This window comes from Halomonas sp. McD50-4, from assembly GCF_022348135.1.
GTDB classification, from domain to species: Bacteria; Pseudomonadota; Gammaproteobacteria; order Pseudomonadales; family Halomonadaceae; genus Vreelandella; species Vreelandella piezotolerans.
Genome location: NZ_JAKRFG010000004.1, coordinates 197,366 through 217,006 on the forward strand (window position 1 = coordinate 197,366; position 19,641 = coordinate 217,006).

Genomic DNA, 19,641 nt, shown 5'->3' on the forward strand with positions numbered 1-19,641 from the left:
GGCGGCCTCCTGTTCCATGGGTCAACCGCTGCTGCGGCCAACGATGTTCATCTGCCCAAACCGTGCTGGGCAGTTACGTTAGTGAGACGGTACGTTCGACGACAGTATCTCGCGAAGCGCGTCGGCCAGCTCGGCTTGGGCCACTTGCTGCTGCTCGCGATCATCGCGCAAATACTTCAGTGTGGCGGTTTGGTGGGCAAGCTCGTCTTCGCCCAGCAAAATCGCCACTGGCGCGGCGCTCTTGTCGGCTTTTTTCATGCGGCTTTTGAAGCTGCCGCCGCCACAGTGCAGCTGCAGACGCAGGGTGGGCAGCGCGCTACGCAGCTGCTCGGCGAGTGTCAGGGCGGCCACACTAGCGCTGTCGTCCATCGGCATCAGATAGACGTCGCAGCCGCCCATGGCCTCATCGGGCACCAGGTCGAGCGTTTCCAGCAGCAACACCAGGCGCTCGATGCCCATGGCAAAGCCCACGGCCGGCGTGGGTTTGCCACCAAGCTGCTCGACCAAACCATCGTAGCGGCCGCCAGCGCACACGGTGCCTTGGCTACCCAGCGCGGTGGTCGTCCACTCGAACACCGTGCGGCAGTAGTAGTCCAGGCCGCGCACCAAGCGCGGGTTGACCACGTACGGTATACCGGCAGCCTCCAGCATCGCCTTGAGCTGCTCGAAATGCGTGCGGGACTCGTCGTCCAGATGGTCCATCAGCTGCGGGGCCGCATCGAGCATGTCGGCCATGCCCGGGTTTTTGGAGTCCAGAATGCGCAGCGGGTTGCTGGTCAGGCGGCGTTTGGAGTCCTCGTCGAGTACGTCTTGGTGCTGCTCGAAGTAGGCCACGAGCTTATCGCGGTAGGCCGCACGCGCCTCAGTGGAGCCTAGCGAGTTCAGCTCCAGGGTGACGTGCTCCATCAAGCCGAGCTCTTGCCATAGGCGCGCCGAGAGCAGGATGACTTCGGCATCGATGTCAGGGCCCTCGAAGCCGTATGTCTCCACGCCCACTTGGTGGAACTGTCGGTAGCGCCCTTTTTGGGGGCGCTCGTGACGGAACATCGGCCCTTGGTACCAAAGCCGCTGGGTTTGGTTATGCAGCAAGCCGTGCTCCATGGCCGCCCGTACGCAGCTGGCGGTGCCTTCGGGACGCAGTGTCAGGCTGTCACCGTTGCGGTCGTCGAAGGTGTACATCTCTTTTTCGACGATATCGGTGACTTCACCGATCGAGCGTGCAAACAGCGCCGTCTGCTCGACGATGGGCGTACGAATTTCATCGAAACCATAGCGGTGCATCAGTTGGCGTACTTTGCCCTCAAAAAATTGCCAGCGAGGGCTATCGCTGGGCAATAGGTCGTTCATACCACGGATGGCTTGAATCTTTTTAGCGGCGGACTTGCTCAATGAAAACTCCTTATGGGGCGGCAGCGGACGAGGCGGGCGTCGACATCGCCTAGGCCTGCGACACGGGCGTTAAACGCTGCGCGCAATCATGTTCTCTTGCTGCTGCTCTTTTTGACGCACTTTATCGCGGATCAGCTTTTCCAGATCGTCGACGAGGTGGTCATTGCGCAACTTGCTCGCCGGCTTGCCATCGATATAGACCAAATTGGCAGGCGAGCCGCCGGTGAGGCCGATATCGGTCTCCTTGGCTTCGCCAGGGCCGTTGACCACACAGCCAATCACCGAGACGTCCAGCGGTGTCATCACGTCTTCCAGCCGCTCTTCGAGCTGGTTCATGGTGCTGATGACGTCAAAGTTCTGCCGCGAGCAGCTCGGGCAAGCAATGAAGTTGATTCCCTTGGCGCGCAACTTCAGGCTCTTGAGCATGTCGAACCCGACCTTGATCTCTTCTACCGGGTCGGCGGCCAGCGAGACGCGAATCGTGTCGCCGATACCGTCCATCAGCAGCATGCCCAGGCCAATGGACGATTTCACCGTGCCCGAGCGCAGGCCGCCCGCTTCGGTAATGCCCAGGTGCAGCGGCTGCTCGATGCGGTTTGCCAGGTCGCGATAGGCGGCCACGGCCATGAACACGTCCGATGCTTTGACGCTGACTTTGAATTCTTGGAAATCGAGACGATCCAGGTGGTCGATATGGCGCATCGCCGACTCGACCAGCGCCGCAGGCGTGGGTTCGCCATACTTCTTTTGCAGGTCTTTCTCCAGCGACCCCGCGTTCACGCCGATACGGATCGGAATGCCGTGGTCTCGGGCGGCGCTCACCACCGCGCGCACGCGGTCTTCCCGGCCAATATTGCCGGGGTTGATGCGCAGACAGTCCACGCCCAGCTCGGCGACCCGTAGCGCGATCTTGTAATCGAAGTGGATATCGGCCACCAGCGGCACGGCCACGCGCTGCTTGATCTTGCCGAAGGCCTCTGCGGCATCCATGTCGGGCACCGAGACGCGGACGATATCCGCTCCGGCTTTTTCCAATTGCTGGATCTGTCCGACAGTGGCCTCGACGTCCAGCGTGTTGGTGTTGGTCATGCTTTGCACCGAAATCGGTGCATCACCGCCCACCGCGACGTTGCCAACGTGAATTTGGCGTGACGGGCGGCGTTTGATCGGAGAAGGGGCGTGCATAAGACGGGTCACTCTCCCAGGGTAAAGCGGGCAACGTTATTGGCACCGGCGCGCTCGGCAAGGTCGACTAACTCACCTTGGTAACGCAGCTCTACGCCAGTGGCGTTGCCAACGGTTAAACGAAAAGGCGGTTCGCCCTCAACGCTGGCGGTGGTGCCGGGGTTTTGCAGGCCGACGAACACGCGCTGGTTGTTGGCATCGAAAATCTCGGTCCAGGATTGCTCGTTGAACGTCAGTTCGAGCAGGTTGGGGTTGGCGGCGGGAGCCGCCTCGGCCACGGTTTCCTCAGGCGCGTTGGTGGCTTCGACGGCGGCCTCGGTCTCGGCCGTTTGGTCGGCAGGCGTTTCATCGCTTGCCTGTGCGGGCTCGTCATTGCTCGCCACCGGTGCGGTGGCCGCATCGCTGAGATCGCTGTCGGGCGAGGCATCGCTAGCGGTGTCGTTGGTCGGCTCTTGCGTGACGGCAGGCTCGGGCGTGATCACCGGCGTGGCGACTGGCGTGGGCTCGGGGGCTGGCTCGCTGATCGGCGCTTCGTTATCTTCCATCGTGGAAGAGGTACCAATGCTCGGCGGCTCGCTGCCGCCGCGGCTCTGCCACCAAGCGACCGTCACGGCAATCAGCCCCGCAATCACCAACAGGGTGACCAATTTGAAAAGCCAGGCACCTACCTTAGAAGGGGGCTTGGTGACGGCAACTGGCGCTACTTTACGGTCGGCATCGCTGGTGCCATGGCGCGCTTGGTAAGCGTCGAGCACCATGCGGTCGTCCATGCCCAGGTATTTGGCATAGGCGCGAAGGTAGCCGCGACGATAGGCGGCGACGGGAATCTCTTCGTAGTGATCGCGCTCTAGGCCATCCACCACGGCGGGGCGCAGGTTGAGGGCGCGGGCGGCATCCGCTAACGGAACACCAAGCGATTCGCGTTGACGCGAGAGCAACTCACCAGGGGTTGCTGTGCTGGGGGCTGGAGTAACGCTATCGTGTAACTGTGTGTCGCTCATGGCTGAGCATCCTTCAATAATGTGGTGATCAGAGCGTTGATCAGCGGTTGAGCAAGCGCTGGTAGTCGGTGGCCGCGGCGTCGTCACCGCGGGCGAGGGCGACATCGATCGCCAGTTCCAGTGCTGCTGGGTCGGGGCCTGCCAGCTGCAAGTAGTTCTGCAGCGGCGCCCAGGCCTGATCATAATTGCCCTGTGAAATTTCCAGTTCGGCTAACATTAAATACCCGCGGGGGTTGCGCGGGTCGATGCTTTGCGCGCGCTGCAAACGTTCGCGCGCCTTATCCAATTCGTCGATGGCCAAATAGCACTGCCCTAAGTTGGTGAATAGCTGGGCGCGATTGGCGTACTGGGCATCTTGGGATGCCCTTTCTAACTGTTCGCAGGCTTGTGGAAACTGTTCCTGCTGGTACAAAAACGCGGCGTAGTTGTTACGTGCGCGGGTGAACGATGGCTCGGCATCTAGCGCTTGTTCGAAATAACGGTTGGCAAGCTCGCTCTCTCCCTGCTGCTGGTAGACCAGCGCAAGGGCTTGAAGTGCCTCGGGATGACGTGGGTTTAGCTCCAAAGCGCGGTCGAGGGCATTCAGGGCACGAGTCAGGTTATCACGCTCTAAGTAGGCGACGCCAAGCTGGGTATACGCCTCTACCGCAGCGGGATTGGCATCGCTGCGAACGGCCTGACCAGAGGTGGCGCAACCCGCTAGCAGCAGGCTGCCAGCAAGCACGGACAGCATGGGCATCCTGATGGAAATAATGCGCCTGCGGTGACCGATCATCTACGCCCTCTTGTGTCGGGTTGAACCATTGCCATACAGCGGGCGATTGCCAAGCGCCCGGCAAAAAACGTGTCCATCAAAGCGCTGTGTCGGTTGGAAGTCAAGACGACAGCGGTCAGTCAGCGTCGAGCTGTACAGACTGAATGTAGCGTGCGCTGCGCTTGGTACGATCCTTCACGCGGCCCACCAGCTGGCCACAGGCGGCGTCGATATCATCGCCTCGGGTGGTTCGTACGGTGGCGTTGTACTCCAAATCGTAGAGCCACTGTTGAAAGCGCATCACTTGGTTGCGTGACGGCTTCTCGTACCCTGAATGAGGGAACGGGTTGAACGGAATCAGGTTGATCTTGCACGGCAGCTCCTTGAGCAGTGCCGCGAGCTGTTCAGCGTGTTCCTGCTGATCGTTGACGTCTTTGATCAACGTGTATTCGATGGTGACCTGACGATTATCGGGGCACTTGGCCAGGTAGCGGTGGCAGGCGTCCAGCAGCGCACGGATGTTGTACTTACGGTTGATCGGCACCAGCTCGTTGCGCAGCTCATCGGTGGAGGCGTGTAGCGAGATGGCAAGGCTCACATCCAGTTCGTCGCCCAGTTTGTCCATCATCGGCACCACGCCGGAAGTGGAGAGCGTGACGCGGCGCTTGGAGAGTCCGTAACCGTTATCGTCGAGCATCAGCTTCATGGCTGGCACGACGTTATCGAAATTGAGCAGCGGTTCGCCCATGCCCATCATGACCACGTTGGTCACCGGGCGATTGGCGGTATCACGGCGTGGGCCAACGCTGCGTTGGGCGACCCACACTTGGCCGATGATCTCGGCGGCGGTCAAATTACGCTGAAAGCCCTGTTTACCGGTCGAGCAGAAGCTGCAGTCCAGTGAGCAGCCCACCTGGGAAGAGACGCATAGCGTGCGGCGCTTACCGTTTTCGGCAGGAATGAGCACCGTCTCGACGTAGCTGCCATCTTCTACCTCTAACACCCATTTACGCGTGCCGTCGCTAGACGTGCCTTCGTAGACGACGCCTGGACCGCGGATTTCGGCCACCTGGGAGAGCTTGTCGCGCAGGGCCTTCGACAGGTTGGTCATCGCCGTAAAGTCGTCGATGCCCTCCTGATGCATCCATTTCATGACCTGCGTGGCGCGAAATTTCTTTTCGCCGATCGACAAAAAGAACGCTTCCATCTGCTCGCGGGAGAGTCCCAGTAGGTTCTGGCGAGCGGGTGCTGGGTGTTCGGCCGTGGTGTTGTCCGGCGTCGTACGAGTGGCAGGCGTGTGTTGAGCTACGGTGGTGGTCATGGCGGTCAGCGTTCAGGAAGAGGCGGGGGCAAAGCCCCCGCAAAAATGGCCGGCAACGAAGGTTGAAACGGCAGCGCTTGATTTAGCGCGGGCAGATTTCGTCGTTACCGAAGAAGTAGCTAATTTCGCGCTCGGCGCTTTCCGGAGAATCAGAGCCATGGACAGCGTTGGCGTCGATTGTTTCCGCAAAGTCGGCACGGATGGTGCCTGGAGCCGCTTCTTTCGGGTTGGTGGCGCCCATCAACTCACGGTTTTTGGCAATGGCGCCTTCACCTTCCAATACCTGTACCACGACCGGACCGGAGGTCATGAAGCCGACCAGGTCTTTGAAGAAGGGGCGCTCTTTGTGCTCGGCGTAGAAGCCACCAGCCTTGTCTTCCGAGAGGTGCATCATTTTGGCGGCAACGACCTTCAGGCCGGCTTTTTCGAAGCGCGCGATGATGTCGCCAATGGCATTTTTAGCAACGGCATCGGGCTTGATGATGGAAAGAGTACGTTCAGTCGCCATGCAGAAATCTCCTCAAAAGGGATAAAGCAGAAATTGCCGCCTCGGAAAGCCGAGGCGGCGCAGGAAAAAAGGGTCGGCCAATGCCGCCTACTTCACCGGCTGCCGAGTGGCCGCGATTATAGCGCCTCCCGGTGGGGATGAATACCGGTGATATACGCTAGGTCTTTAACGTGCGGCCTAGACCGTGAAGCTTTCACCGCAGCCGCACTGATCTTTGACATTGGGGTTGTTGAAGCGGAAAAAGCGGTTCAAACCTTCGTTGACGTAGTCCACTTCGCTGCCGTCGAGCATTTCGAGCGCCTCGGGAGCGACATACACGCTGGCACCATGTGCCTCGAACCGAACGTCATCTGCTTGGGCTTCATCGGCAAAATCAAGTACGTAGCTGTAGCCAGAGCAGCCGCTGGGTTTGACCGATACGCGAAGGCCCAAACCTTGGCCTCGCTCGTCCAGCACTCGGTGAATCTGTTCTGCCGCTGCGGGCGTAATGTTCAGTGTTGCCATGGAGCGTTCTCCTTTGAGAAATCGTTAGCCGTGCGTCAGCCGTCTAGCGCGCGTTGGCACGTAAGCCGCTCACCGCATGGCGCAGTAGGGTGGCGGCGTGATCGATCTCGGCCTCTTGGGTAAAGCGCCCAATACTGAGTCGTAGCGACGACAGTGCCAGCCGACGGGGCGTACCAATACCCAACAGGACGTAAGAGGGATCGACGCTGGCCGAGTTGCAGGCCGAGCCGGTGGATACCGCTACGTCTCGCAGCGCCATCAACAGGGCCTCGCCATCCACGCCCTCGAAGGCCAGGTTGAGTATGTTAGGGACGACGTGTTCCAGCGGTGAGTTGGAAACGACGCCCTCTAGGTCGGCCAAGCCGCTCAACAAACGCTCGCGTAACGCCGCAATGCGCGTTTGGTCCTCGCCCTGTTGCTGCTGCATGATGGCAAAGGCTTCCCCCATCCCGGCGATCTGATGGGTGGGCAGCGTGCCGGAACGCATGCCGCGCTCATGCCCGCCGCCATGAATCAGGGCTTCGATGCGAATGTCTGGGTGGCGCTTCACGTACAGTGCACCGACGCCTTTGGGGCCGTAGGCCTTATGGCCAGAAAGCGACAGTAAATCGATATGCTGGGCGACCACGTCGAGCGGAATCCGACCCACCGCCTGCGCAGCATCGCTATGAAACGCCGCGCCGAAGTCATGGGCGACCTCTGCCAGAGCAGCGATATCATGGATGCTGCCCAATTCATTATTCACCGCCATCAGCGATACCAGCGCCGTATCATCTCGCATGGCGGCGCGCAGTTGCTCGGGCGTGACCCGACCGTCATGGCCAGGCGTGAGCCAAGTGACTTCGAAGCCTTCGCTTTCAAGGGCCTTGGCGGTATCTACCACCGCTTTATGCTCGATGCACGAGGTGACGAGGTGCATGCCTCGCTCGCGGTTGGCGCGCATAAAGCCGATGAGTGCGAGGTTGTTGGCTTCGGTGGCACCACTGGTCCAGACGATCTCACGCGGGTCGGCGCCGATCATGTCGGCCACTTGACGCCGCGCCTGTTCGACCACCTGCTCGGCTTGCCAACCCAGCATATGACTACGCGAGGCGGGGTTGGCGAACAGTTGATCGACGGTGAGGTAGCGCTGCATGACCTCGGCCACGCGCTCATCGACCGGCGTCGTGGCGGCATAATCGAGATAAATGGGCAGCGAAGGGGTAGCAGTCATCGTCATGGGTTCCAGCGTGAAATAAAGGCTTTCAAGGTGAGGAGGCGAGGATGCCAGCCTCGACCCGCTGCTGTTGCCGGGTTGCAATACGAATGACATCTGGACGCTGTATCAACTGCGCCAGGGTAATATCGTCGAGGAAACTGCGAATTTGCCCTGACAGCTCGCACCACAAATGGTGGGTCAAGCAGGTATCGCCCTGCTGGCAGTCGGAAAGCCCCTGACAGCGCGTCGCGTCGACGGTTTCATTGACCGCATCGATCACCTGAGACACGCTGATCGCCTCGGGCGCTCTAGCCAAGAGATAGCCGCCCCCCGGTCCGCGTACGCTGCTGACCAGCCCTGCCCGACGCAGTCTGGCAAACAGCTGCTCTAGGTAGGAGAGGGAAATCTCCTGGCGCTGGGAAATATCGCCCAGGCTGGTGGGGCCGCTTGGAGCGTTGATCGCCAAATCCAGCATGGCGGTAACGGCGTAACGGCCTTTCGTGGTCAAGCGCATGTCAGGTACCTCGTCGCTGAACGTTCAGCGCGCTGGCAGCAAATGTTGCGCCATTATGGAAATCCTGAGTGCTTTGGTCAACTATTGCGCGTCGTGCTGCTCTTGGCCGCCTCGTCGCTACGCTCCTGGGGGGTGCGACGCAAGCCAGGGCAGCCAGTATCGTTCTCCTCCAGAATCTCGGCAAAGTCTTCGTCCCGCAGGGCTGGCAACTGGCCGTCACGGTAGTTAGCGTCCAGCTTGCGCAGCGTGGAGCACATGCGCTCGATACGCTCGTCCACGGCGTGCATATGATCGAGCATCGCCTGCATCGAACGTGCCACCGGGTCGGGCATGTCTTGGCTGACGCCGTAAGCATCGAAGCCAAATTTCTGGCAGATGGCTTCGCGGCGGGCGGGATCGATGTCCAGTGCCTCCTCTACGTCCGGATCCGTGCGCTTGACGATTTTGCCAGGAATACCCACGACGGTTGCCCCCGCCGGCACTTCTTTGGTGACCACGGCATTCGAGCCGATCTTGGCACCGGCTCCTACGGTAAACGGCCCCAGTATTTTGGCGCCGGCACCGACGATGACACCGTCTTCCAGAGTGGGGTGACGCTTGCCTTTGTTCCAGCTCGTGCCGCCCAGCGTCACGCCTTGGTAGAGCGTCACGTTATCGCCGACGCGGGCGGTTTCGCCAATCACGACCCCCATGCCGTGGTCGATGAAAAAGCGTCGCCCGATGGTCGCGCCAGGGTGGATTTCGATGCCGGTCAGCCAGCGGGAAAAGGTCGATAGCGTCCGTGCCAACCATTTGAAGTTCTTGTGCCATAGCCAATGGCTGCAGCGGTGCAGCAGCAGGGCGTGCAGGCCGGGGTAGTTGGTCAGCACCTCAAGAAAGTTACGTGCCGCAGGGTCGCGGTCGAAAACGCTATTGATGTCTTCACGCAGGCGTTGAAACATGGGTGATCCTTGGGCGGTGAGGGCGGCAGCACGTCGGTGTTGGCGTGTCATGAGCGCACAGCGACAGTCGACAGTGCGATGTTGGGGCGCGTGAGCACCACTTCAAGTTTAGGTCATCGCCGTTTGACTGGCGCGCGTGTCTAGCCTTGTCATCCTACTTCTCTACGTGTGGCTGGGCGGCTTTCTCAGTGGCCGACAGAATGCCGCGCAGGATGTTCATTTCCATCTTTTCCGGTCGTGACCGTAAATAGAGGCGGCGCAGGCGTGCCATGAGTTGGCGTGGCTGTGCAGGGTCGTGGAACTCGATAGCGATCAGCGTGCGCTCCAGGTGTTCGAAGTAACGCTCGAGCTCCTCGTGGGTCGCCAGCTCGTCCTTGTCATCGGCCATTTCGGGGGCCTTGGATTGGCCAAGCCACGCCATGCGGCACTCGTAAGCCACCACTTGAACGGCCGCAGCGAGGTTGAGCGAGTTGAAATCAGCGTTGGTGGGAATATGCACGTGGGCATGACAGCGCTGCAGCTCGGCATTGGTTAGTCCACTATCTTCACGACCAAACACCAGCGCCACGCGGGCGTTGTCGGCCTGGCACTCGCCCGGCAGGCGCTCGGCAAGCGCCCGTGGAGAGATCATGGGCCAAGGTAGCGTGCGCGAGCGTGCGCTGGCGCCCACGGCCAGGGTGCAGTCGGCCACCGCGTCTTCGAGCGTGGCGTGTACCGTGGCTTGATGCAACAAGTGGTCCGCACCAGAGGCGCGTGAGATGCTGTCTTGGGTGATCACATCGCAGCGCGGCGCGACCAGGGCGAGATCCGCCAGCCCCATGTTATGCATAGCGCGTGCGACGCCGCCAATATTGCCAGGGTGGCTGGTACCAATTAGAACGATTCGGATGCGCTCAAGCATAGTAGGTCCGGTTAAAATGGCTAAAACGCGCAGTCTAGCACGAGTCGATGGCATGCCCGAGGGGGCTCTGTTAGAATTGCCCGCCATAAGGCGCATGGCGCCTGCCCCGTTCTTTAACATCACTGTGACAAGGCCCGATCATGAATCCGATGGTCCAATTTACGCTGCGCGCTGCGCGTAGCGCCGTTGAGCACTTTTTACGCGTCCGCGAACGCATTGAAAACGCCCATGAAGAATTCAATCTCGACCGATTGTTAGAAGATACGGCGCGCAAGGCCGAGGCGACCATCGTTCAACAGCTGCAGCGCGGTTATCCGCAGCATGGCTTCTCCGGCCGCTACACCCCCCATAAAGCGGGGGAAGGCGAAGGTGAAGAGATCGTTTGGAAAATCGAACCGCTGCACGGCTACTCTAACCTAGCCGTGGCCGGTAAGGGCTTTGCGCTCTCAGTGGTGTGTCTTGTCAAAGGTCGTCCCGAACACGCCGTCGTGATCTCTCCTTTTGGTGACGATGAATACATCGCCAGCCGTGGCCGCGGTGCTCAACACAACGACAAACGGATGCGTGTGAGCAAACCGACCTCGATCCCTGCAACGCGCATGGCGATGAGCCTGCCGGAAGCCTGGCTGCGACCGAGCCACTTGCCCGCTTACTTGACCATTACCCAGCAGCTCGCCCCCCAGGTGGAGTCGCTGCTGGCCACGGGTAGCGGCCTGCTGGACATGTGCGAGCTGGCCGCTGGCCGCGTCGATAGCGTCTTCGTGCTGGGCTTGGAAGAGCAGGACATGCAGGTCGGCACGCTGCTGCTGAAAGAAGCGGGCGCACTCATGGGCACCCCGGACGGCAAGCCATCCGTGGATGTCGAAGGTCAGCTCATGGCGGCAGGCCCGCGCCTGTACAAGGCGCTCATCAAGCAGTTGGCGCCGCACTTCTAGTCATTGGCGGCGCGATGGCGTTGTGTGTGATGGGTGAGTGGTGGATGGTACGTCGTCAATGGTAGTAAAAAGGCCCTGCCGGGTGTCCGGCAGGGCCTTTTCGTTGGCGGCTATCCCATGGTTAGGGCAGCTCTTCTTCCTCTTCATCCACTTCTTTCTTGGTAGGAATGAGGTCTTCCCGAGAGAGCTTCAGCGGAATCAACAGGGCGCCGGAGATATAGATAGACGAGAACGTGCCCACCACGATACCCACTAATAGAGCGATGGCGAAGTTCTCGATCATGTCGCCACCAAGCATTAGTAGCGCCAGCAAGACCAGAACGGTCGTGCCCGATGTCGCCAGCGTGCGTGACAGCGTGGCGTTCAGTGCTTCGTTGAAAATCTGCGGCATGTCGTCGATACGCGAGGTGCGAATCGTCTCGCGGATGCGGTCATACACGACGATGGTGTCGTTCAGCGAGTAGCCGATGACTGCAAGAATCGCCGCCAGCACCGTCAGATCGAAGTCGAGCTGGAACAGAGCAAACACCCCGACGACAATGATGACGTCATGCAGCAAGGCCAGCAGGGCACCGATGGCGAACTTGTACTGGAAGCGTAAGGCCACGTAGAGCATGACCACGCCCAGTGCCACGAGCAGCCCCAGACCACTCTGGTCGCGAAGCTGATCGCCGACTTGGGCGCCGACGAACTCGGCGCGCACCAGATTGACGCTATCGCCGTTGGCCCGCAGCAGGTTGACGACATCGTTACCCACATCGCCATCGAAAGCTTGCTGTAAGCGAATCAGGACTTCCGTCGACGCGCCAAAGGTCTGCACCGACACATCTTGGAAGCCGCTACTCTCTAGCAGTTGCCGAATGGCATCCAGGGAGGGAGCGGTGCCGTAGCGAACCTCCACCAGGGTGCCGCCCGTGAAGTCCAGCCCCAGGTTGAGCTGCTGGAAGACGATGGCACCGATCGAGACGATCAGCATCACCGCCGAGACGATGAACGCCAGGTTGCGCCGTCCCATGAAGTCGATGCGCAGTTGGGTTAGGGGTTTCATGACCACCTCTTAAATTCTTTGCTGAGCGCGTGTTGTGATCTCATCGATATCAGATCCACAGCTTTTTGACGGGCTTGCCACCGTAGGTCAGATTGACCATGGCACGCGTGACCAGCAGCGCAGTGAACATCGACGTCAAAATGCCGATAGAGAGCGTAACGGCAAAGCCTTTTACCGGGCCGGTGCCAATCGAGAACAGAATCACTGCCACTAGCAAGGTGGTAATGTTGGCATCCACGATCGAGGTAAAGGCACGCTCGTAGCCCGCGTAAATGGCCTGCTGAATCGACATGCCGTTACGCAGCTCTTCGCGTATCCGCTCGAAGATCAGCACGTTGGCATCCACCGCCATCCCGAGCGTCAGTACGATACCGGCTATGCCTGGCAGCGTGAGCGTGGCGCCTAGCATCGACATCACCGCGACCAGCAGCGTCAAGTTGAGTGCCAGCGCCACGTTGGCAAACACGCCAAATACTTTGTAACGCACCAGCATGAACAGCACGACCAACAGTAAGCCGATCTGAACCGAGAGCAGGCCGCGTTCGATGTTTTCTGCGCCCAGGCTGGGGCCGATGGTGCGCTCTTGCACGAAGTAGATCGGCGCGGCGAGCGAGCCGGAACGCAGCAGCAGCGCGAGTTCGGCGGCTTCGGTGGGGGAGTCGAGACCAGTGATGCGGAAGCTGTTGCCCAGCGCGCTTTGAATGGTCGCCAAGCTGATCAGGCCACGCTCGGTGTAGGGCTCACGAACGATGGTCTCTTCGCCGGTTTCCGGGTCGACTTCGATGCGGTCTTCGCTTTTATGCTCGATGAACAGCACCGCCATGTTGCGCCCGATGTTGGTGCGCGTGGCGCGGTTCATCAGCGTACCGCCGGTGCCGTCCAGGTTGATGTTGACCTGAGGGCGGCCGTTCTCGTCGAAGCTATTACTGGCGCTGGAAACGCTGTCACCGGTGATGATCACATCGCGCATCAGCTCTGCCGAACGAGAGGGATCGTTGCGAAACTCGAAGCGTTCGGTTTCGGCATCCGGTGTATCGTTGCGCGCCTCGAGACGAAATTCGAGGTTGGCCGTCGCACCGACGATCCGCTTGGCGGCCACGGTGTCCTGCACGCCCGGCAGTTCGACCACGATTTGGCTCGGGCCTTGGCGCTGCACCATGGGTTCGGCGACGCCCAGCTCGTTCACCCGGTTACGCAGCGTGGTCAAGTTCTGGTTGATCGCATAGTCCTGGATTTCGTTGACCGTCATGTCGCTTAGCGTCATGACCAGGCTCGAAGCGCGGCCATCCCCTTCGTTGGTGTACTCGAAGTTGGGGAAGTCGCGGCTGATCAAACGGCGGGCGGCGTCGCGGTCTTCGCTGCTGGCGAAGTCGATCGACAGCGAGCGGTCGTCAATGGTGGTGTTGCGGTAGCGAATACGCTCGCTGCGCAGTAACTCACGCATGGCGCTGGCGTTCACTTCGAGGCGTTGGGTCAGCGCCGCCTCCATATCCACTTCCAGCAGGAAGTGAACACCGCCGCGTAAATCGAGGCCCAGCGTCATGGGGGAGGCCGCAAACGCTTGCAGCCACTCAGGGGTGGCATCGGCCAAGTTGAGGGCAACGGTGGCGTTGGGGCCCAGCACGTCGGCGGCGATGTCACGGGCGTCGAGCTGGTCGTCATCGCTCTGTAAACGAATCAGCCACTGACCGTTGGTCTCTTCGACGGCTTTGACGGCGATATCGCTCTCGCTGAGCGCTTCTTCGACACGGGTAATCTGCCGTTCATCCAGGGCGTTGCCTTGTGCATCGCTCACCTGAATGGCGGGATCTGCGGGGAATAGATTGGGAAGCGAGTAGATAAGGCCAACCACCAGGACGACCAGTATCAGCAGATACTTCCACAGGGGGTAACGGTTGAGCATGCAAGCCCTGCCTTCAATTACAAACGGAATCGCTGTGCACAGACAGGCTGCGCACAGCAACGTTCACCATCGACGCTACCATGTCACCCCTGCCGGGGTGGCTGGCACTGGGTCGGCAGGGGGGAGTGCAAGCGTTAGATGGACTTAATGGTGCCTTTAGGCAGTACGGCGGCCACGGCGTTTTTCTGCACGTTGACTTCGGTACCTTCAGAGACTTCCAGGGTCAGGAACTCGTCGCTGACTTTGGTCACGCGGCCAACCAAACCGCCGCCAATCACGACTTCATCGCCCTTGGCAAGGCCCGATACCAACTGCTTGTGCTGCTTGGCACGTTTGGCTTGCGGACGCCACAGCAGGAAGTAAAAGATCAGCACGAAGCCGACCAGCATGACGATTTGCGCGATGCCACCGCCAGCGGCGGCTTCTTGGGCATGGGCTGGTGAGATGAAGAAATCCAGCATTGCAGGGAACTCCTGGGTTAGAACACTCAATGGGTGAGTGGGTCATGCCACCCGCAACGGCGGGCGGCCATAAAAGGATTAGGACTCAGCGCCCGCAAGGGGTGGCACCGGGAGGCCGCGCCTTGCATAGAAGCTTTCCACAAAGGTCGTCAATGTACCCGCTTCGATTGCCGCGCGCAAATCAGCCATCACCCGCTGGTAGTAGCGTAAGTTATGGATCGTATTGAGCATGGAACCGAGCATTTCATTGCAGCGATCCAGGTGATGCAGATAGCCACGGGAGAAGTTCTGACAGGTGTGGCAATCGCACTCTTCATCCAGCGGACGGGTATCGAAACGGTGCTTGGCGTTGCGGATCTTGACGGTGCCTTCGGAGGTGAACAGGTGGCCGTTACGCGCGTTACGCGTGGGCATCACACAGTCGAACATATCCACCCCGCGACGTACGCCTTCGACGAGGTCTTCTGGCTTGCCCACGCCCATCAAGTAACGGGGCGTGTCGTCGGGCATCCAAGTGGGCAGGTAGTCGAGGACCTTGATCATCTCCTCTTTGGGCTCGCCCACCGAGAGGCCGCCAATGGCCAAGCCATCGAAGCCGATCTCCAACAGCCCCTTGAGCGAGCGCTCACGCAGCTCTGGGTGCATGCCGCCCTGGATGATGCCGAACAGGGCAGAGGGCGAGACGCCGTGGGCATCCCGGGAGCGTTTGGCCCACCGCAGCGATAGTTCCATGGATTTTTCGGCCTCTTCGAACGTGGCCGGATAGGGCGTGCACTCGTCGAAGATCATGACGACATCAGAGCCCAGCGAGCGCTGCACCGCCATGGACTCTTCCGGACCCATGAACACTTTGCTGCCGTCCACCGGCGAGCGGAAATGTACGCCCTGCTCGGTGATCTTGCGCATCTCGCCCAGCGAGAACACCTGGAAGCCGCCGGAGTCGGTCAGGATCGGCTTATCCCACTGGGCGAAGTCGTGCAGGTCGCCGTGAGCTTCGATCACCTCGGTGCCGGGGCGTAGCCAGAGATGGAAGGTATTGCCCAGGATGATCTCTGCGCCGATCTCTTTGACCGACTCGGGCGTCATGCCCTTGACCGTGCCGTAGGTGCCGACCGGCATGAACGCAGGGGTTTCCACCGTGCCACGGGGGAAGTGCAAACGGCCACGACGCGCGCGGCCATCCTCGGCTAAGCGCTCGAAGCGCATGAAGCATTCGTTTCGCATCACAATAACTCGTTGTTCAATCGGTAAGCGCGTCGGTTAGCGGGTCAGCAGCATCGCATCGCCGTAGCTGAAGAAGGCGTAGCGCTCTTCAACTGCCGTGCGGTAGGCCTGCATGATGTGCTCATAGCCCGCGAACGCCGATACCAGCATCAATAGGGTGGATTCGGGTAGATGGAAGTTGGTGATCAGAGCATCCACGCAGCGCCACTCGTAGCCGGGGTAAATGAAGATGTCGGTATCGCCACTGAACGGCGCTATCTGGCCATCGCTACTTTTCATGCAAGCGCTCTCCAGGCAGCGAACGCTCGTCGTTCCCACGGCGATCACGCGTTTACCGGCGGCTTGCGTCTCGCGAATCTGTTGGCAGGTCGCGTCAGTCACCTCGATCCACTCGCTGTGCATGTGGTGTTCGAGGATGTTATCCACCCGCACCGGCTGGAAGGTGCCCGCACCAACGTGCAGCGTCACGAAAGCACTGTTGATGCCTTTTTCGGCCAGGGCGTCCAGCAGCGGCTGGTCGAAGTGGAGCCCAGCAGTCGGTGCTGCGACGGCCCCATCTCGGCGAGCGTAGACGGTTTGGTAGCGCTCCCGGTCGCTTAGCTCGTCTTCCCGGGTAATGTAGGGGGGCAGCGGCATATGGCCGTGCTTTTCCAGCAGCGCGATCATCGGCGTGTCGCCTAAAAAGCGCAGCTCGAATAGGGCGTCGCGGCGGCCTTCGACCACGGCGTGGATGTCGCCTTCGAAAATCAGCTCAGTGCCCGGCTTGGGCGACTTGCTAGAACGAAGGTGCGCCAGCCCCCGGTGGCTATCTAGAGGGCGCTCCAGCAGCATTTCCACCTTACCCCCGCTGGCCTTGTGGCCGTGCAGGCGGGCGGGAATCACTCGGGTGTCGTTGAAGACCAACAGATCGCCGGGTTCCAGCAGGTCCAACAAATCGGGAAAACGGCGGTGGTCCAGCGCGCCGTTTTGGCCATCCACACACAGTAATCGGCAATCGCTGCGCCGTTCGGACGGATAGCGGGCAATCAACTCATCGGGTAGCTCGAAATGGAAATCCGCGCGCTGCATGTGAAAAAAGCTCTTTCAGTGGTCGAACAGGCCGCCTAGGATAGCGCTTTAGGTCGATAAAGTCAGCGATGTGATTGACTTGACGGGCGATCTGCGTATAATTCGCCTCCATTGCCGGTGTGGCGGAATTGGTAGACGCAGCGGATTCAAAATCCGCCGCCTTTACGGGTGTGCCAGTTCGAGTCTGGCCACCGGCACCATATTTAAAATCAGGGGCTTAGGCCCCTTTTTTTTGCCTGAAATTCGGCTCTTTTCGGCCGTTGATTAGTGCATGGTCGCGTTTTGGTCGCAGACGGCCGCATTGAGCAGCGGCATTCGTTGACCGATTTCATCTAACCCTTTCTCGAACATGTGCGCATACCGGCTTGTAACCAGCAGGCTGGAATGGCCTAGCAGATCACGCACCGTCGTCATGTTCTCGCCTGCCTGGGCAAGTAGGCTGGCGTAGCAGTGGCGCAGATCGTGGAAGCGCAGGTGGTGCTTTCCGGTTTCCTCCCGGGCATCTTCCCACGCGGTTCTGATCCTGCGCTCTGCCGTTTTCAGCGGCACCCCTTCCATGAACGGCAACATCGTCATCCATGGCTGTGCGAATTGCGGTACCGGAACGACGCGAGCCTTTCCGCTTTTCGTCTGATCGGCGCGCAACAGGATCCGGCCATTGCTATAATTGGCGGGCTCCAGTGCGAGCAGTTCGCCGCGCCGCAACCCGGTCACCGCTGCCAAGGTGATGATGATCTTGGCCTCGGTTCTCCTGTCGGGTATCGCTTGCAACAGGCGCTTGAGATCGCCGACGCTGGGGTAGGTGTGTCGTTCGTTTTTCGGGTTCGGCTTTTTGAGCTTGTCCCCGAGCGGTTGATCGATCCACTCCCATTCCCGGTACGCTAAGTTGAGCACCCTCTTAACCACCTGCACGTGGTTATTGATGGTGCTCTGCGCCCTCCCTTTCAGCTTTAGCTCACGCGCCATGCGCCGCGCTTTGTCTACTGCTTCCATGCCTAGCATCACATCGCTGCCCATGTACTCCACAACGGGCCCAATCGCTTTTAGCTGACTGGTGACGTCGTACTCGTCAATCCAACGGTTGACGCCCTCTAGGAACGTGCGACGGGGCTTGCGCCCCATCACTTCGCCGTTAAAGCGAGCGTCGTTGATCGCTACCTGGCGCGCTGCTGCGTACTCGTCTGCCTGCCGCCTGCCTTCCTTAGTCCCTTCAAACGTGCATTGATGTCGCTGACCGTTGTGCGTTTCCGTGACAATCCACTTGTCGCGGCTCTTTCTGTATCGGACTGTGATTCCCATTTCATGCGTTCCTCGTGCTGAGGGCCGCGCTTGCGGCTCTGAGCATAGCGCTCTACATCGGCGCTATCAAAGCGCACGGCTGTCCCTATCGTGATAAATCCAATCCGCGCTTTGTTCGTGTATACCCAGCTGGCGCTGACGCCGAGTAGGGTGGCCACGTCTTGAGGAGTGAGCAGTGGCTGCATATCAATCCCCCGTAAACCGCTGGCCAGCGGGGCCGAAGCCCTTGCCGTCTCGCCATTTCTGTTCCTGCCGCGCCGTGCTTTCACTGATCGCCTGCTGGTGCTGCTGCTCGAGGAGCGCCTGCACGGCGGGGTTGTTGGCGATCTGGCGAAGCTGGTACAGCTCTGCCCGCTGGCGCTCAATGATGCCTGTGGCCACCGTGGCGAGCTCCCACAGGTCGGTAGCGGCTTCGCCATCTACCCGCACCTTTTCCAGCCCGTAGCAGTGCCCGCACGGCTTGTCTTTGTTGCCCTTGATGTGGTCGTGACCACTACCCAGGCACACGGGGCAGTCGTCTGCCAGCAGTGGGCGCCAGTGGCTCAGCCAATCGTCTTGGGTCGTGACGCTTTGGATGCCTTTGTCGAGGTCTTCGTAAACGATCAGCCAGAGACCGTCCAGTGAGCCGGTGCCCTGGTGCTGCTGCAGCTCGGCGTATTTTCCACCGCTTTCGCGGTGGGTGTGGGTGGGTTGCTGGGTCATTGATGGCCCTCGGTTTGGCGACGGAGTCCTGTAACGTAGTCGTCGATGACTGCGCGTAACTCGGTATCTTCCCAGTCATCGCCTTGGGTAAGGTGCCGGACAGCCAGTGCTCCCTCGATGCGACTCTCAGCAATTAGGCGGGCGAGGATGCTGCGGGCCTCCTTTTCGCTGCACTCTGCGATAATCTCCATCGCATCGCCCGCTTCTTCCTCGGTTGAAGCGTGAATCAGGTCTGTAGCGCCGTCTTGAAGCCTCACAAAAAGCGCCGCCAGAGCATCGCGCTCCTCAAAAATCTCCTTTAGGTCTTCCGCTGAAATCAAGATGGGGCAAGTGAGACTTTCAAGCTTGTCATTCCCATCATTCATCCAGTGCCAGGCTTCCGACGCATCGCCATGGTTCAGTGTGCGCAGCTTGTTCAAATGCGTGTCACGCTGATGCTCAGCTGCTTTGCACTGCTGAATAAGGCCAGTATTTCTAGATGACACGGCGGCGAGCTCTTCGATCACCGCATTCACCCCTTCATGCGCGGCGCCAATGTCGCCCTTGTTGCCAGTCATCTCAGCGATATGGGCTAGGTGGTCTCGGTATTCATCGCACTGCTCTTGCAGGGCGGTGTTTTGCTGATTCAGAAACGCGATACGGCCGACTAGCGGATTCTTGGGACACTGCTGGTCATGCTCGATCAGCTGCGCGTGGGCGGCAGCCATGTCGGTGGCTTCGCGTGTGTCGTATATGATCGTCTCGCCGCAGTAGACGCACATGGCGGCATGGGTGTTATCGCTCAT

20 protein-coding genes and 1 tRNA gene are annotated in these 19,641 nt (G+C 60.1%); 2 read left to right on the plus strand and 19 right to left on the minus strand.

Going from position 1 to position 19,641, the window contains the following annotated elements; translation table 11 throughout:
* Positions 1–78: 78 nt before the first annotated feature.
* From hisS to MHM85_RS07010, 11 genes are all read right to left on the minus strand, one after another.
* Complete coding sequence (gene hisS, locus MHM85_RS06960) at positions 79–1,389, minus strand: histidine--tRNA ligase (protein WP_219862842.1); 1,311 nt, start codon at positions 1,387–1,389, stop codon at positions 79–81.
* A 69-nt stretch (positions 1,390–1,458) separates the two neighbouring features.
* Positions 1,459–2,574, minus strand: coding sequence for a flavodoxin-dependent (E)-4-hydroxy-3-methylbut-2-enyl-diphosphate synthase (gene ispG, locus MHM85_RS06965; protein WP_139525051.1), 1,116 nt, complete (start codon positions 2,572–2,574; stop codon positions 1,459–1,461).
* An 8-nt stretch (positions 2,575–2,582) separates the two neighbouring features.
* Positions 2,583–3,575: a RodZ domain-containing protein gene (locus MHM85_RS06970; protein WP_139525052.1), complete on the minus strand. Its 993-nt coding sequence runs from the start codon at positions 3,573–3,575 to the stop codon at positions 2,583–2,585.
* Between the two features lie 40 nt (positions 3,576–3,615).
* A complete protein-coding gene (pilW, locus tag MHM85_RS06975) occupies positions 3,616–4,350 on the minus strand; it encodes a type IV pilus biogenesis/stability protein PilW (RefSeq protein WP_139525053.1) in 735 nt (244 codons plus the stop codon).
* A gap of 115 nt (positions 4,351–4,465) precedes the next feature.
* Complete coding sequence (rlmN, locus tag MHM85_RS06980) at positions 4,466–5,650, minus strand: 23S rRNA (adenine(2503)-C(2))-methyltransferase RlmN (RefSeq protein ID WP_139525054.1); 1,185 nt, start codon at positions 5,648–5,650, stop codon at positions 4,466–4,468.
* A gap of 82 nt (positions 5,651–5,732) precedes the next feature.
* Positions 5,733–6,158 carry a nucleoside-diphosphate kinase gene (gene ndk / locus MHM85_RS06985; RefSeq protein WP_139525055.1) on the minus strand — a complete coding sequence of 142 codons (426 nt, stop codon included), beginning with the start codon at positions 6,156–6,158 and terminating at the stop codon, positions 5,733–5,735.
* A 177-nt stretch (positions 6,159–6,335) separates the two neighbouring features.
* Positions 6,336–6,662: an iron-sulfur cluster assembly accessory protein gene (locus MHM85_RS06990; RefSeq protein ID WP_139525056.1), complete on the minus strand. Its 327-nt coding sequence runs from the start codon at positions 6,660–6,662 to the stop codon at positions 6,336–6,338.
* Positions 6,663–6,705: 43 nt separating this feature from the next.
* Complete coding sequence (locus MHM85_RS06995; protein WP_139525057.1) at positions 6,706–7,875, minus strand: aminotransferase class V-fold PLP-dependent enzyme; 1,170 nt, start codon at positions 7,873–7,875, stop codon at positions 6,706–6,708.
* Positions 7,876–7,906: 31 nt separating this feature from the next.
* The gene (gene iscR / locus MHM85_RS07000) at positions 7,907–8,374 is read right to left on the minus strand and encodes a Fe-S cluster assembly transcriptional regulator IscR (protein ID WP_139525058.1); all 468 of its coding nucleotides are present in this window, start codon (positions 8,372–8,374) and stop codon (positions 7,907–7,909) included.
* Positions 8,375–8,451: 77 nt separating this feature from the next.
* Positions 8,452–9,366: a serine O-acetyltransferase gene (gene cysE, locus MHM85_RS07005; protein WP_340162667.1), complete on the minus strand. Its 915-nt coding sequence runs from the start codon at positions 9,364–9,366 to the stop codon at positions 8,452–8,454.
* A gap of 103 nt (positions 9,367–9,469) precedes the next feature.
* Entirely contained in the window at positions 9,470–10,216 is a 747-nt protein-coding gene (locus tag MHM85_RS07010) for an RNA methyltransferase (protein ID WP_219862849.1), read from the minus strand.
* 140 nt (positions 10,217–10,356) lie between these two features.
* Here MHM85_RS07010 and MHM85_RS07015 point away from each other — a divergent pair, with 140 nt between their 5' ends.
* Positions 10,357–11,151 (plus strand): inositol monophosphatase family protein, encoded by a 795-nt coding sequence (locus MHM85_RS07015; protein WP_139525061.1) that lies wholly within the window; start codon positions 10,357–10,359, stop codon positions 11,149–11,151.
* Between the two features lie 121 nt (positions 11,152–11,272).
* On the opposite strand, the gene secF is transcribed toward MHM85_RS07015, so the two are convergent.
* The 5 genes from secF to queA all read right to left on the minus strand — a co-directional run bounded on the left by secF (position 11,273) and on the right by queA (position 16,855).
* Complete coding sequence (secF, locus tag MHM85_RS07020; RefSeq protein WP_219862851.1) at positions 11,273–12,199, minus strand: protein translocase subunit SecF; 927 nt, start codon at positions 12,197–12,199, stop codon at positions 11,273–11,275.
* Between the two features lie 49 nt (positions 12,200–12,248).
* Positions 12,249–14,102 carry a protein translocase subunit SecD gene (gene secD, locus MHM85_RS07025; protein WP_139525063.1) on the minus strand — a complete coding sequence of 618 codons (1,854 nt, stop codon included), beginning with the start codon at positions 14,100–14,102 and terminating at the stop codon, positions 12,249–12,251.
* 134 nt (positions 14,103–14,236) lie between these two features.
* Positions 14,237–14,563 carry a preprotein translocase subunit YajC gene (gene yajC / locus MHM85_RS07030; protein WP_044628915.1) on the minus strand — a complete coding sequence of 109 codons (327 nt, stop codon included), beginning with the start codon at positions 14,561–14,563 and terminating at the stop codon, positions 14,237–14,239.
* A 78-nt stretch (positions 14,564–14,641) separates the two neighbouring features.
* Positions 14,642–15,787 carry a tRNA guanosine(34) transglycosylase Tgt gene (tgt, locus tag MHM85_RS07035; RefSeq protein WP_176558193.1) on the minus strand — a complete coding sequence of 382 codons (1,146 nt, stop codon included), beginning with the start codon at positions 15,785–15,787 and terminating at the stop codon, positions 14,642–14,644.
* Positions 15,788–15,823: 36 nt separating this feature from the next.
* Entirely contained in the window at positions 15,824–16,855 is a 1,032-nt protein-coding gene (gene queA / locus MHM85_RS07040) for a tRNA preQ1(34) S-adenosylmethionine ribosyltransferase-isomerase QueA (protein ID WP_139525064.1), read from the minus strand.
* A 113-nt stretch (positions 16,856–16,968) separates the two neighbouring features.
* On the opposite strand from queA, the gene MHM85_RS07045 reads away from it, so the two are divergent.
* Positions 16,969–17,055, plus strand: a tRNA-Leu gene (locus MHM85_RS07045).
* Positions 17,056–17,119: 64 nt separating this feature from the next.
* On the opposite strand, the gene MHM85_RS07050 is transcribed toward MHM85_RS07045, so the two are convergent.
* From MHM85_RS07050 to MHM85_RS07060, 3 genes are all read right to left on the minus strand, one after another.
* Positions 17,120–18,154 carry a tyrosine-type recombinase/integrase gene (locus MHM85_RS07050; protein ID WP_239285314.1) on the minus strand — a complete coding sequence of 345 codons (1,035 nt, stop codon included), beginning with the start codon at positions 18,152–18,154 and terminating at the stop codon, positions 17,120–17,122.
* A gap of 186 nt (positions 18,155–18,340) precedes the next feature.
* Positions 18,341–18,856 (minus strand): hypothetical protein, encoded by a 516-nt coding sequence (locus tag MHM85_RS07055; RefSeq protein WP_239285312.1) that lies wholly within the window; start codon positions 18,854–18,856, stop codon positions 18,341–18,343.
* Positions 18,853–19,641 carry a hypothetical protein gene (locus MHM85_RS07060; protein ID WP_239285310.1) on the minus strand — a complete coding sequence of 263 codons (789 nt, stop codon included), beginning with the start codon at positions 19,639–19,641 and terminating at the stop codon, positions 18,853–18,855. The genes MHM85_RS07055 and MHM85_RS07060 overlap by 4 nt, the downstream gene beginning before the upstream one ends.